Annotated in this window: 5 protein-coding genes and 1 pseudogene; all 6 read right to left on the reverse strand. The window is 58.5% G+C overall.

The features are described 5' to 3' along the window. Positions 1 to 2,875: 2,875 nt before the first annotated feature. Positions 2,876 to 3,302 (reverse strand): annotated as a pseudogene (locus QM596_RS09595) (transposase); the annotation flags it as partial. A gap of 1,123 nt (positions 3,303 to 4,425) precedes the next feature. Next, positions 4,426 to 4,995: a hypothetical protein gene (locus tag QM596_RS09600; RefSeq protein ID WP_283308811.1), complete on the reverse strand. Its 570-nt coding sequence runs from the start codon at positions 4,993 to 4,995 to the stop codon at positions 4,426 to 4,428. A gap of 67 nt (positions 4,996 to 5,062) precedes the next feature. After that, a complete protein-coding gene (locus QM596_RS09605) occupies positions 5,063 to 10,648 on the reverse strand; it encodes a hypothetical protein (RefSeq protein WP_283308812.1) in 5,586 nt (1,861 codons plus the stop codon). Positions 10,649 to 11,591: 943 nt separating this feature from the next. Next, the gene (locus tag QM596_RS09610; RefSeq protein ID WP_283308813.1) at positions 11,592 to 12,239 is read right to left on the reverse strand and encodes a hypothetical protein; all 648 of its coding nucleotides are present in this window, start codon (positions 12,237 to 12,239) and stop codon (positions 11,592 to 11,594) included. Between the two features lie 486 nt (positions 12,240 to 12,725). Then, complete coding sequence (locus QM596_RS09615; protein ID WP_283308814.1) at positions 12,726 to 13,547, reverse strand: class II glutamine amidotransferase; 822 nt, start codon at positions 13,545 to 13,547, stop codon at positions 12,726 to 12,728. A 21-nt stretch (positions 13,548 to 13,568) separates the two neighbouring features. Next, on the reverse strand, positions 13,569 to 14,012 hold the full coding sequence (locus QM596_RS09620) for a DUF7144 family membrane protein (RefSeq protein ID WP_030537512.1): 444 nt from the start codon (positions 14,010 to 14,012) through the stop codon (positions 13,569 to 13,571). Positions 14,013 to 14,345 lie beyond the last annotated feature (333 nt).

Here is a 14,345-nt window from a genome sequence, read left to right on the forward strand (position 1 = left end):
AAGTCCTCGCTGTAATTGGTGGTGATCTCACTGCGTTCGGAACCCAGATCAGTTGGCGCGCATCGCGGGTCTGGCGCCAGAACCTTCTGATTCGGGTCGGGTGAGCGGAAACCTTTAGCGGCAGAGGCGATACGACCGGCGCCTGTTTCGGGCGTTCTACCTCGCCGCCCAGTTGCGCCCCCAAGTTGTCTGCGTATCGCAGACCTACCAAGCCTGGAAACGATCCCAATAGAAACGTCACACCCAACCCGTCCATTGCTCTAGCGCGGCGGCGGTTGAATGTGTTGTCGGCGATGGTCGTGACAATGCGGCGGTCTAAATGCGAGGACCAACTGCCGTACTGGCGGTAGGCAGCTTCGGAAGAGATCATTTACAGACCCGACTCAACACCATCCTCAACCTACGAATCGCCCCGAAACCCGAGTCTGCCGGCCTGCTGCACGAAGCCTTCGTGTGCAGCAGGGTGGATGCGGTAGTTGAATGGTCCCACCGCTGAAGTCGGCGATTGATTGGGGTCGCAGTGATCTCAGGGCCCGCCGATGTTTAGCCTTCTCGGTCTCGGCAACGTCGAGGCCGGATTTGAGCGCCTGGATATTTGTCAGTGTGTGGCGCGCTTCCTTGATGACGAGAAAGGCGCCAGCAATCTGCGCGAGGAATGCGGCGGTGTGCAGGCAGTAAGACGAATCGACAGGACGGCAAACTCCGGCAGCGTCAGAGTGGCGTTAGGGTCCGATATATCTGGAGGTCGTGGCCCCGTTCTCATCACGCGCCAATCCACGACGTCGCCTCGGCTTTGAGGACACTGCACTATTTCCGGATGAGCCATTTCGTGAATCGTTGCCACCGGTTTCTGGGTCGGTCGTTCGGCGAGTTCGGTTGGTGAATCGGCGGTGTGACTGCCTCGTTGAGGGGCAGTGGGCGGATGGTTGGTGGCTCGATGTTGCGCTGTGGTGGTTTGGCCGCTGGTGTTGTGTGAATGAACGGTATTTGCGTCAGGTCGTCCGGCGGTAGGCTGACATCGATCTGATGAATTTCATTGTTGACATCGGCTGCGACGGCGCCGTGTGTTGTTTCGGGCTGGAGTGGCTGTGGCCTCGTTTCCGGGAGGCACGGGGCGTTGCGACGAGACTTTTCTTCGGCACGCCACTGGTTGTGCCGTTCCAGGTCCGCGATGAGGATCCAACCGCCGAACTTGTGCACTTGCGTGTTATCGACCCAGATGCGGTTTCCGGCCCACACCTGTTGCAGGAAAAGGCGCAGTTCTATTGGGTGAGTCTCGAAGTACCCGCGAGGCCACTCTGGTACTGCCGCAGGCCGCAGGATTGTCGCGCCTGCGCGGAGCGTGAACTCCCGGTCGGGTTCGTCCCAGGGGCGGTCAGGGATTGAATTGGAAACCCCTGCAAGCACCCGAACACATGGCTTGTGGAACAAGAAGTTAGTCATCGATTTGCCGTGCACCGATCGAAGTAGCCAGACCACGTCGGGGTCTTGTTTGGTCCGGGTGGGGATGTCGGTCTTGACTCGTTGGATCTCGACGCGGGGACATTGTTCTGCGGTTGGTACCCAAACGTCCGCGATGACGCCTGAGGGAAGTGTTTTCTCGGTATGCGCTTGGTGCCCCAGTTCGATAGCCAGGTCACGGACATATTCCTTGAGCCACTTGTGTTCTCGGGTTTCGCGACCACCGCCGCCTGTGGGAAGAACTACGGGGTCGGCTTCAGCATGACCGCATTTGACAGGGGAGCCTGGGTTGAAGCGAAAGAACCGCGAAATGGTCCCGTGAGATTTGTTCGTTCGTTGGACCGGGTGTACCTGGCCTGTGCAGCCTGCGGGACGCTCAGGGCAGTAGAGAGCGGGTTTGTCGGGGCCACGGACGAGTGCCCAGTCGCGGTCGTCGGCGGCCTGGACTAGACGTCCGGTGTCAGCCAGTCGGGCAGTGACCTTTCTACCTTCACTCTTTGCCATGGATTCTTTCTACCGGAGCACCCTGACAAGTTGGCGAACTACTTGATGCCACCAATCCGATCCGCAATGGGTCGTGGAGGAAGTTCCTCGTGCCTCAAATTGATTGACCGGAGCACGATCTGGGTCTCGATAACGGTGTTTGGGCCAGTTGCGACACCAAGATTGTTGACCACTCGCGCCGGCTCGATGTCATTTCGTCCCGTCGTTTCTGAACTCGTTTCAATCGTAGTCAACCAAAGGTCTGGGCGATTCGTACCCGAATGTTGGACGAGAGGCAGCACCTACAATCGTAAGTTTTTTCATCCGCAAGGTCTGTCGAAGAAGTTGGTGCCAGTCTCTCGAAGTAGGTCGCGGTGATTCACTCCGTAGGTCCAAGCGGCATGTTGAAGTGATTTCGTTTCGGCGTCGAGAGGGGAGTTCTTCTGCGGTCCCGTGCACATAGGTCAGATCGCGCTGCACTACGGGATGACGTCGGCGGTGCCGGGGATTCCGGTGTTGATCGTGCGGATGATTCGTGGGTCGGCGGTGGGCGGGCGCGGGAAACAGCACCGTTTTCGAAGGCATCTGGTCGGCTGCGGCCTTTGTCCATGGCGTCCAATCCCTCGGCGATCCAGTCGATGTGGGAGATTTCGGCGTGTTCGAAGGCGCGGTGCACGCACCAGCGTGCGAACGTGCGTTGATCGGTCTCGCCGAGTTGTTCGATATGTTCGACGAGTTCGCGGCCGCAACCTACTGCGGAAGAAGGTGTTCCTCCGAACCCCTGAGGTACGACTCCGCGTCGCAGGATTTCGCCGCAAAGTCGGTGCGTTGTTCCGATAACACGGAAAGCAGTTTGTGCCGATTCCTTGAGCCCCGATGATCAGCAAACAAACTGATCGGCCATGCGGTGTCCATCCGATTTCACCGCAGTTCCTTTGGCGTACAACGACAACACGATCTCATCGACTCCGTTCAATCGACGTTTGCGCTTCTTGACGATCTGCGGCTCGAACGTCCCTTCCCGATCACGAGGGACCTCGATCGGGACATGCCCACTGGGCCTTGGTCAACACCGTCTTCGGACGGGTCCCGTTGCGAATATTCGTCGACTCCCGATCCGGCGGAGCTTGGTTCTTGTCGTGCCCGAGGTGCGAGGGGGTCTCCCTGGACGAAGTCCCCGGGGAACATCTCCTCGTTTAGTGCAGTTTCCAGAAAGGTCTTGGTGAACTGCTTGAGCAAACCGTCCGGACCGGTCAGCGACAGGCCCTGCTCCTCGCCAATCTGACCAACTCCGCAGTCGCCGCAGCTTCCGCGGAGGGCTCGGCCCTCTACTTCGTCACATCTTCCCGTGTCGTCATCTCGGCACCTCCTCGCCGAACATTCACTCAGCTTCTCGGGCCGAAACACGGTTTTAGAGACAGTCCCTGCAGATGCGGTGTCGACACGCTAGGCGATGAACGAGCAGCATCAAGGCATAAAAATAAAGGTGCCAGGCGCAGTGCCTGGCACCTTCCAAGACCTGAGCGCGAGCGGCGGACCGCTCGCTGCACCTTGCTCCGGCATGGGCACCGGCCTCAGGATTTGCCTGGCTAGTTTCGGTCATCATGCAGCTAAATGTCAAGATTCATCTATGACATCTTTAGTCTGCTGGGTTGGCGTAGATGACCGGAAGGTCGCGTCACTGTATATCGCATCGGACAGCCGGTTGACGTGGCCGGGCGGTGCGCACTGGGACCAAGGACGAAAAGCCTTTGCCGCGAATAACGCCCCCTTCATTTTCGGATATTGGGGTGATGTTTTGTTCCCTGCACTGGCATTGCCGGTCGTGCAGGAGAAAGTTGATCGCGGTTTCGTTTCGAGCATGCCGGGTCAGCGGGCACACGACGCGATTGCGCACACTATTCGAACGATGTGGCGTGATTATCCAAAGACCGAGCGGCGTACCCTGGGAATCCTGATCGGCAGTAGGGCGGGGGAGTTCATGCCGTGTCGCTTCTTGCTGACCGTGTTGACGTATAGGCCAGAGACGGACGAGTGGGTAACGACGAGCATGCCCATGCCGACGGAATCGTCGGTTCTTCGATATGCGGGAAGCGGCACAGAGAGTATGAAAAATTCGCACCTTCGTTGGGAAGAATCGGTGGCTCGGGGAACGAGTCGCGCGGTATTCAGTGCATTTTGTGACTCATTGGAGGCCGGAGAAGATCCGGACAGCGGAGGCCCTCCGCAGCTCGTAGGGCTGATCAGGAAGGGGAATGCACAGTCGTTCGGTCTTATTCACCAGCAGCGTCGATTCATAGCTGGAACACCGTCGCATCGTAATGAGGCATGGGAAGGCGTGAATTGGTTCAATCGACTCTTCGAGCGAGTCCGCGCTGACACAAAGAAGCGAATGCGTGGTGCGCAGAAGCACACACGACTATGAGCGGCGTGTGTGGCGAACCTTGTCCGTTCTTGCGTAGCTCAAATCTCACACGCGCGTTATTTGCGTTCTCGGAGAGCCGCTTTTGCCTTTGTGCAGACGTTGATCATTTCGTCGAGAGCTTGGATGGCGCTGTCGGTTGGTGAGTCGTCTTCGTCGATCGTATCTTCGGTAGGTTCGGCGGGTGTATTTCGGCGCATCCTTCGTATGACCGAAAGAAAGTCGTGTTCTTCGTCTTTCAGGTGTGAGGCGGCCTCGATCCATTTGCTCTCTTGCTGCTCGGCGATGGATGCCGCTTCGACGATGACGGTTCGGACGACGTTGCGAGCTGTCGATTCGAGTTCGGACGCAGCTCGAAGAAGGTTGTTGGACATTGTTTCTTCTCGATCGGGTCGATCGGCGTCGTCGAAATGGTTGTAGAAGTCCCACGCCGGTTTGTCTGGGGAAAGTCTGTCGAGGGTTCGATACAGCGGCTCGAACGAAGCCATCGGGGGCCGTCGTGACGGGTAGCGGGTGTGATGTGCCCACAGTCGTTCGATCTCGTGGGCGCATCTTTGTTGTAGGTGAGGACGATCGGCAGGTTCAACAGTTTCGATCTCGGCGATGAGTTCGGCAATGTAGTGCGCCATCCACCTTCCGAGGAGATCGTGCGTTTCCAGTTCCGTTGCCAACTCTTGGCCTAGTGCGGCTGTGCGTTCAAAGCTCGAACCAGCTTCCGTGGTTGTCGAGGATGAATACTTTGAAGTAACGATCGAATTGGATGTCGTGTTCGTCTTCGTCATCGGTGTGAAGCCTCTTTCCGGAGGAGTCGTAGCGGTATCGGTCGATAGTCACCTTGACGACGAGATTCATCGCCGTCTCATCCAGGATCGTCGACAGCACCTTCGGGTCAGCGGCCAGCCGGTTCCCGACCGTGCCGGTTTCCCGGCCGCGTCCTTGGTCGATCTGGTCGTTCCACACCGTGCTCACGAACGCCTGGGTTGTCGCGGTGGTCGCCCAGATTCGGGCGTCGGCATCGCTGGTCAGGTCGAGCAGGTCACGGATATAGTCAGCTGGCTTGGGGGTCGGGAACGTAATCTTGCCGTGGAGCGGATCGGACCGGTCAGCTTTCGTGTCGTGTGAATTGTCGTCGATCCATCCTTTTAGTTGATACTCCTCGGCGCCCAACTCGTCCCTGTAGACATCACCATGCGCGGGGATTCCGTGGTCGAAAGATGAGTTAGCAGTTTGCATGGCTACGAGAAGTGACCTGCACCGATCCCGGTTGACGAGCGCGCTGTGGATGGTGGTCGTCTCGCCAGCGCCCTCTACAGTTTGGGCCGCGTACTGCCATACCGTGATCAGATCGGATCCGCAGGGCGTGAGCAGTTCGACGAAGGTTCCCGCGTGTACTTGCCATTCCCAGTTGATCTCGGCTGCGGCGAGTTCAGTAACGGAGTGCTGATCGGGCGGGGTGGCATCGCGGCGATCGGCCAGCCACCGGCCATCGGTTCGGGTGGGCAGATGGCCGCTCAACCAGTCGGTGAAGTCGTCCACCTCTTGGTAGGAATCTTGGTACACGTCTGAGGTATCGATGAGTTCGCCTGCGATGGTCATCAAGGCGTGCACGGAGAGATAGAAGTTGAGATCCTGCACCTCGGGACGCTCGTACTTGTAAAAGGACGTCTTGTCCTCGGCGAAGACACCGAGGGTGTGCCGCAGATCCTCACTGGCCCGACCACTCTGATGCTCGGTCCAGTGATTGGTGATGAAATCGTTGCACCGTCGCTCGATCTCGTGCGGGTTGGCACCGAAACACCGCGCTAATGGCGCGATCCAATACTCGCTGAAATCCATCCTGAAGTGGAATTCGACATCCGGTGCGTCCGTGTCGTCGAGATTGGCGTTCGGCCGTTCGTACCTTGGTAGGAGGATCGGCTCTCTGGACGGCTTGTTGAGACGTTCGAGGTCTGTCCGCTCCGATTCGAGCAATTCGATGACGCCCTGGTCGTTCATGCTCAGCAAAGCGCGGCGTGCGGACTCGCGGAACAGGACGTGGCGTTCACCGCCGAGAGCGGTGGTACGCAGTAGCTGCTCGAAGGGATAGGCATGAGTGGGGTGCGTGTTCGCGACACGCTCGATCGCCAGAAGAAGGCGATGCCGGGCGTGCATGGCGTAGAAGGTGAACCGTTGATCGACGAACGCACCTACCGTCGATGATGACGTGAAATCACGTAGTGCAGTGAGTTCGTCGTCGAGTCCGAGCGTTCCCATCAGTTTCACTGAATGTGCTGCGAGCCAGCCGATCTTGTCGTCCGGACTACTGAGCGCCGCCCAGAGATATCCGGCAACGCATGTTCCGAGATCTGGGGGTGGTCGGAGCGTTTCGGTCCAGCTTCCGTCGGCGGTGTTGTCGCCGATGAGGTAGGCGAGGTCTTCAACGGCTAAGTCGAAGGCCTGTAGTGCTTGTTCGGGCGTCAGTTGTTCGGCGAGGTTGCCGGCTAACGCGAAACATTCTTCGCTGGATAGATGACCATCGCGGGTCCCGAGGTCGTGGAAGGCCAGGTCGAGGAGTTCTTCCTCCGTGTGACCGGAGAGCGCGGACAGTGGTTGTAGTGCGGACGGCCCCCAAGACTGAGTGGCGATCTCTGCAGAGAATCGACGAACGGCGGTGTCCACGAGTTTTTCGCTCGCGGCGAGGGCTGCGGCAGTCAGATCGGTGACCTTCAGCAGTTCGTCGACGAATTGCCGGTGGGCGTACCAGTTGAAATGGGTGTTCGCGGCGAAGGTGGCAATCGCTGCTGCCCAGGTGCGTTGTGGCCGAGACAGTATTTCCGTGGCGAGGTGGCCGGTGGTGCAAGCGCGCCGCGATTGCTCGCACAGCGTGCGAGCACGTTCCATCCCTGCTGGATCCGCTAGGTCGAGAGTGCGGATTTCGGCGAGGGCGGTGTCGTGTCGTCGGTCGACGTCCTGATTGCCGGCACTGAACAGGGTCGAACCAGTCGGAGCAGCGCTGGGTGGGGGTGTGTAGGGGTTGCGTATCTCTGCGGCATACGCGGTGTGCCGCAGGTCTAGTCGAAGTTCTTTCGCTAGTGCGTCCAGCTCGTTGAAGAAGGCCGGCGGATGCTGCGACGGGCGGTCGTGGTCGCTGATCGCATCGACTATTTGCTGGGGAAATGCTGATGATCGCAGGGCGCGGCTGAGTACGGGTATCAGTGGTGTGCTCGGAGCGAGCGGTATCAGGGCCAGTGCTGCGACAGGGGCCTTGTGCAGGGGACTGTCGGGGTGGTTGAGGAGGCCGTCCATGATTCTTGATTCGTGTCCAACATGGCGGTCCCGCCATCTCGCCGCGGTCGCGATTGCGGACTGCTTACTGAGACGAGAAATGACGCGAATGGCGTCACTGAAGTCAAGCGCGTCACCGGTGTACGGATAGAGTGCCTCGATCAACTGGGTCATTCTGTAGGCGCGTTCGTCGGAGTCGCCTGACTGTGCCGCGTGTGATGCGGATGCGCTGAGAGTCGAGATCGTGTGCCATCTGCTGTATGCGTCGTCGCCGATCAGGTCGGCGGTATCGAGTGCCTTCGCCCAGTACTGTTCAGCCTCCGCTTCGTCTGCTGCACGAAGTGCACGGGCAAGCCTGACGAAGTGCTCGGTGCTTTCGTCGGCGCTCAGTTGCGATGTGCCGATCTTCTCGGCGGCCAGGCTCGCCGTAGCGTAGAACAGCGATTCCATATGTTCGGCTCGCCCACAGAAGCGCACCACGTCCACGAGCGTGTCGATCGGCAGGAAGCTGCGGGCCTCGTTCAGCCATCTTTTGTATAAAGCGAGGGCCGCTTGGTGGGGGTGCTCGCTGAGAAGTTGCGCGCCTAACCGGCTTACTTCGCGGAGGTAAACGTATGGTGTGCGGTCCCGCGACCAATGCTGCGGAGCGGCAAGGTGCTTGAACAGCGGTCCCAGGTCGGTGCTGTGGCCGCATGAGGAAGCTGCCCACGCCTGAAGCCACGGCACCAGTGGGACAATGTTGTCCCGGAATTCTGAGTGCTCGCCTGTTCGGCTGGGCTTCTCTCCGCGGAGCACCTTGGCGAGATCCTCGTGAGCTAGTTCGGACGCGTCGAGTTCGGTACCTTGCAGCAGTGCTCGCAACGCCCAGCCCTTCAGGGTTATCAGGCGGGAATTGCCGGTCCGCGATTCGATTCCACGCGGAGCGTCGATGGGCAAGTAGAGGTTGAGAATCTTGAGAGCACTCGCATCGTCAATCAACTGGTGCCGTTTCGCTGAGACTAGAGCACCTACGATCGCAGCAATTCCCTGGTTCGGTTCCCCGTAGCCGCGCGAAGGAAATTCCAGCGGTTCGATCTGGTGTCGTAGCGTTGTGATGGCCACTGATGTTCCCGAACTGTTGAGGAGAACATCGGCGTGAGCGGCTTCGGCGGTGATGGCTAGTTGGAGATACTCGAGGTCTCCGGATGCTTCGAGCAGACAGTTCAGCTCATCGTTTCGACCGCTGTCGATCAAACGTTGGGCGACGATGCGACCGGGGTGGAATACGCCGTCTGCAGGTCGCCAGCGGGCGAAATAGTCAACACATTGTTGAGAGCCCTCGGTGTTGAGCACGCCGAGGGCGCTTTCCGCGATGTCATCGGGCTCGATGTGATGGTTGCCCCGTAGTTCCACAGGGAGCCGTGTCCAGCCTTGCATCCAACTGAGTGCGCTGCGAAGTCGGTTGCGGGAGGCAGTCTGGGTGGCGGGTTGCGCAGACAACAGGGCGCCTTCGTAGGCGAGGTTCGCTCCTGGCCACTCGGGTCGCAGCGAGCGGTTCGCAACGATGTCCTCGATCGACTGACCGTCGAGATACGCGCCCGCCAAGTCGGTGTTGGCAGTGATCAGTTTCAGGCGACGTGATTGTCCGGCCGACAATGTCCCGGCCTTCAGCGCCAGACGTGTGGCATCGAATTTACTGTTTGTCCTCAATGCCGAATTTAGGGCGAAACGAAGTCGCTGAAACTCGATCTCCGAGCGCTCGATCGCATTGGAGTCAGGAAGGGCGTCGCTGGAGAGGGCAAGGGCAACTAGTTCATCGAATTGTCCGGCATCCCAGAGAATTTGAGGAAGCGATGCCGCAACGTAGGGATCAGTATCCGCCAACGGGCGGAGTCGATCGACGAAGGAGTCAAGTGCCGAGTCGGCTGGTTTGTATTGATTCCTGAACCACGTTTCCGTCGGTTCATCGCGAAACTGCAGGACGTCGGAATGGAGCAATAGCGGTCGACCCAGGTCGGCCACGAAACTACGGATCGTGGCTGGTTCGATGTCGTACAAGTGGGAGATCACACGCACCGGGAGCCGAGGTCGAAGTGATGCGAGGGCCTCACAGATGGCATCGATCTCGTGAACCGATGTGGTGGGATGCTTGTCCCGGATCCTTTCGATCGATAGTCCGATCAGTTTGTCCAACGCTTCGGCAGCAGCCAGTGGTCTCTCCCCGAGTAGGAGCAAGCTCTCCTCGAGCGTGTCTGACTCGCTCATGACTAGTGCTTGCACTCGTGGATTCGCCGCCGTGCGGTCGTGAAATTCGCTGGCGTGGGAGGCACTGACTCCGACGTATTTGCTCGCGAGGTGGGCTTCGGATTCGGCAACAGTGAATCCGTGTAATTCGAGACGTAGAACATCCGGAGGCGGCTTGAGGTAGTCGATGCGTTCCGTTCGGCACAGCAGTACCAGTCGCACATTCTCAGGAACAGTTTCACGAAGTATGCCTACAACAAACGATTCGGCGCCACCGAATTCTTGCGCCGCCATCACCGCATTGTCCGCGGCGTCAACGGCGATCACGAGAAGACCGCCCGGTGCCGCGGCCTCCAACGCGCGCGCGGCCTCACGAATCCGAGTCAGAAATAAGCGGGAGTAGTCGGCGGCAGAAGCACTGTGACTGGGTAGCACGATGTTGCACAGTCCACGACTGGCCAACTCATTGCAGATCTGAATCAGACCCTGCCGAAACTCATGCCGAGGCTCACTTGATCTGCGGTAGCCGCCGGCACCGAAGCAGTCATACGTGATGCACTGTGAACCGGGTGGAAGGTAAGTTGCGATCGAGGTGGCGAAGACTGTCTTCCCGACTCCACCGGAGGCGTGCACAATGACGTTCTCACCGTTAGCGACGATTCGCTCGGTGATCGCAGCGAATTCGGCTCGGTCAATCCGGGTCGGTGGCGCCTCGAACCGTGAGGGTGCGGGAAACAACGAGTGCGTGTCTGTTCCGAGTGCGATGAGAACGTCGGCAAGGCGTATTTCCGGCATTGACTCGAGTCTCGAAGTAGCTCGCATCGACACGATTTCTTTCAGGCGCAACGGTCCATCGACCGGGGACCCAGGAAGTACGCTCGCGATATCGGAGTGAAAGCTCTCAATTAGTGGCAGGAGACTCGGAGCACGGTCGTCGAACTGGAACACTCTGCAGAAAAGTGTGCACTCTTCGTCATCGAGGTCGAGGTACCTCTTCAGCCGTGATACTTGTGCGGGATTACGTGGTACCTCACTCGACTGAGCCACATCGTCAATCGCCTCAAGGACTTTCGAGGTCGGCACCCGGTTAGTGACAAGTTCGAATCGAATTTTCGCTATGTCGCCCGGGTGGCTAGCTCTGATTTGGTGAAACCGCTTTGCGAAGCCGGCAAGGGTCTTCTTGAGTTCGGACATCGTGATCTCTTGGTCGCCGCGCACGGTGGAGTGTTTGAGCTGTCGATAGACGATAGAGGTGGCATCCGACAACTCTTCAGAGCCTCGATATTCTGCGATGTCGATGACCTCCAGCCCTTCATCGAGGGGGGCGCTATCGGCGACCTCGAATTTGGACACGCCTTCGATGGATACAGCTACGAGATCGGTTCCAGGACGGAGCATTTCCAGGCATTGGCGTGCAGCCCAGTAGTAATGGAATTGGTCGCCATCACGCGAGGTCCGTAGCAAGTCGGTGTCAGTCATCAGGGTTAGTAAAGCGTACGTGGGACGTGACGATGTCGGTGACTCGGTATTCGACGCTTCGCTTGCCCGCATTGCGGGGCGTCGACTACATCCTCGGGTGACGTGAGGAGTGAAGTGCCGGGTTAGTCATGCTCATCCGATGGTCTTTTCTTAGGTTGCTTCAACCATATGGCTGGCGAGATTTTCCAGTATTGCAGTTTCGTCAATTCTATTTTAGAGGAACGGTTCTCGGGTCCGACTAGTGCGCAAATCCAGGCAGTTACGTGCGATTGACCGCACTGCACTGACCCACGATTCGTCTCCTGATCCTTTCGGGATCGGACAGGACGGCCAGAAGGTACATGTACGGAAGATTGACCAGTTCAGGCGGCAGGGAGCCGTTATGCTGCGCCAGGAGACGTGTCATCTTGGTTTCATTGGACCTTCCTCCGAAGCCATGTGTCGCGTTGCGATAGCCACGCATTACTTCTTTGATTGCCGAGTTCAAAGTCATGTGGTCGACAGTGCCGTCGGCAGCGATCACATCTAGTGTGGCCGTGCCGTGTGCGGTCCGGATGAAGAATCCGTCGGCAACTTTGGGTAGGGCATCGACTGCGGCTTCTGCGTGGGGAAGAAGCACTTCTTGTACCGGGATGGGCATTCGCTTTCGAATTTCGACTAATGTCTTTTCGGCGAATCCCGGACCGCACAACTCATGCATCTTTGGTCCGAGGAATGCTTCGCCAACTAAATCCAATGCACTGTAAGACAGGACCCTCGCGGCGTACTGATCACGCCAGGAAGAAAGCACTGACGTCACGCGTTTGAAGAGTTCTTCGCCGTTCATCATCCAGTTCAGGTGGTGAGACGGTAGGTACTGGCCGTGCGCATCTCGATACAAGGTGGGATCTGTGAGGTAGGCGAACATTTGGTTTAGTTTCATCGCCCACCACTCAACGGTCTCACCCCATGCTCTCTCTGACTTTGGAATAATTGATTCCGGCCACGCTGTCCGGGTCTGCCTCGGCCACAACTGAAGCGGTTCGGCTGGAACTGGATCCACGCCACGTATCGTGCTTCCCAGAGTGAAGACGATCGTGCCCATTGAACGCTGGCAGTGGATTGCCCAGACATCTGGTGCTCGACTTGCCAAGAGAGGTCCGAGGTACGTGCTATCGAAGAATCCGGGCCCCGCAAGCCCTGCGCCGGACCCGAAGAGGATCCCATTTAGCTTGATCTTGCCCGCAGACCAACGATTTGCTCACCGGTGGCACTCCGGATACGGAGAAGGCTCGCTTGGCGTTCCGGCTCATCCTCTCGCGTGACTAGTGTGCCGAGTTTCCGTTTTCTCAGTTTTCGTGAAAGCGCTTCGAATGCAAGCTATTTCATAGATATGCCTGGATGTATGACCCAATCAGGCTGGTGGGATCGGCTCAAAGTTCCGCATCTCGTCCCGTCCGGGCCGGACGACGCCTGCGGCGGATTCGGGAACCTCGTTCCAGGCGCCAGGAAGGTCGCGCAGAGGCTCGGATACGACGATTCGGGTCTCCTCACTCAGATGGTGCAGGGCATCCACCTCAGGATGGAGCTTGCGCAACGTGGAGATCTCGGTGGAGAAGAACAGTGACCTCGACTGGTGCTCGCTGGAATAGCGAAAGATCCAGGTGGAGACGCCATCCGACGTGGCGACGGTCATCTGAACCGGATTGTCGATTCCCTGCGAGCGGGCCGTGTGCTCGACGAATCCGACGGCCCTCGCGACACCTTCGAACGGATCGTCGGTCAGGCCGAACGTCAGCGCGAGGAAGAACAAGGTTTCCGAGTCCGTCGATCCTTCGAGATCCGGAAAGAGCGACGGATCAATGGCAGTCACCAATTCCCGTTTCATGTCGTGGAATCCGTGTAGTGAACCGTTGTGCATCCACAACCACCGCCGGTGCCGGAACGGGTGGCAGTTGCTGCGCTGCACTGCAGTTCCCGTCGAGGCGCGGATGTGGGCGAACAGCAGAGGGGTACGCAATTGGGAGGTGACCTCGCGCAGGTTCGAGTCGTTCCACGCGGGTTCGATGCTCTTGAACACTGCCGGTTGTGGGCCTTCCCCGTACCAGCCGATTCCGAAGCCGTCACCATTTGTCGTCGTGGCCCCGAGTTGAGAATGCAGGCTCTGGTCGATCAGCGAGTGCTGTGGTCGGAACAGCAGGTCATGGGCGAGTATCGGTTCTCCCGAATACGCCATCCACCTACACATGCTTTCAACTCAAGCAGATCGAGTCGGCGTTGACGGTGCATGCGCAGCGGCGTGCGTCGTCTGGGTGGGCTTCCATGTCGACACAGCCCAGATCACGACGATGTTCAGCGCGATGATGAGAGTCGACCACCAGGGGTAGTACGGCAGCCACAAGAAGTTCGCGATGATCGAGATCGCGCAGATCACCACTGCCGACACCCGCGCCCAGGCCGCTCCGGTGAACAGTGCAAGCCCGACGAGAGCGACGAGCGCGCCCAGCACGAGATGGATCCAACCCCACGTCGTCAGGTCGAACTGATAGACGTAGTCGATCCCGACTACGAACACTTCGTTTTCGGCGACGGCAGCGAGTCCTTGAAAGAACTGCACGATGCCGACCGTCACCAGGATGACTGCTGCCCCGATTGATGTTCCTACCGCGAAACCCTGCTTGACTGACGTTGTATCCGACATGGCGGTTTCCCTTGATTCGGTGGGGTGACCGGACACGTGCCCGGCACGTTGTACCGATCGTTGTTCCACCGGCCGACTGCCGTGAAACGGAAATGCCGGTCCGGTTCGGTGAGAAATCAGTGCGTTCTGCTCCGATGTGCGGACGAAATGTAACTTCTGGCCCCTGTTGATGCGATGTACCCCTTGCCGGAATGCGTGTGCGGAGGAATTGCTCGTAACCGAAGTTCACAGAGAACAAGAAGAATTCGGCACGGATTTCGACCTATTTGTCCAGCTGTACTGGTATTTTGACTGAATTGACCGGAAGCTACGGTCCGCGGAAAAGAGTAGCGA

Origin of the sequence: Rhodococcus sp. IEGM 1406 (assembly GCF_030056745.1) — a bacterium.
Taxonomy (GTDB): Bacteria; Actinomycetota; Actinomycetes; order Mycobacteriales; family Mycobacteriaceae; genus Rhodococcus_F; species Rhodococcus_F erythropolis.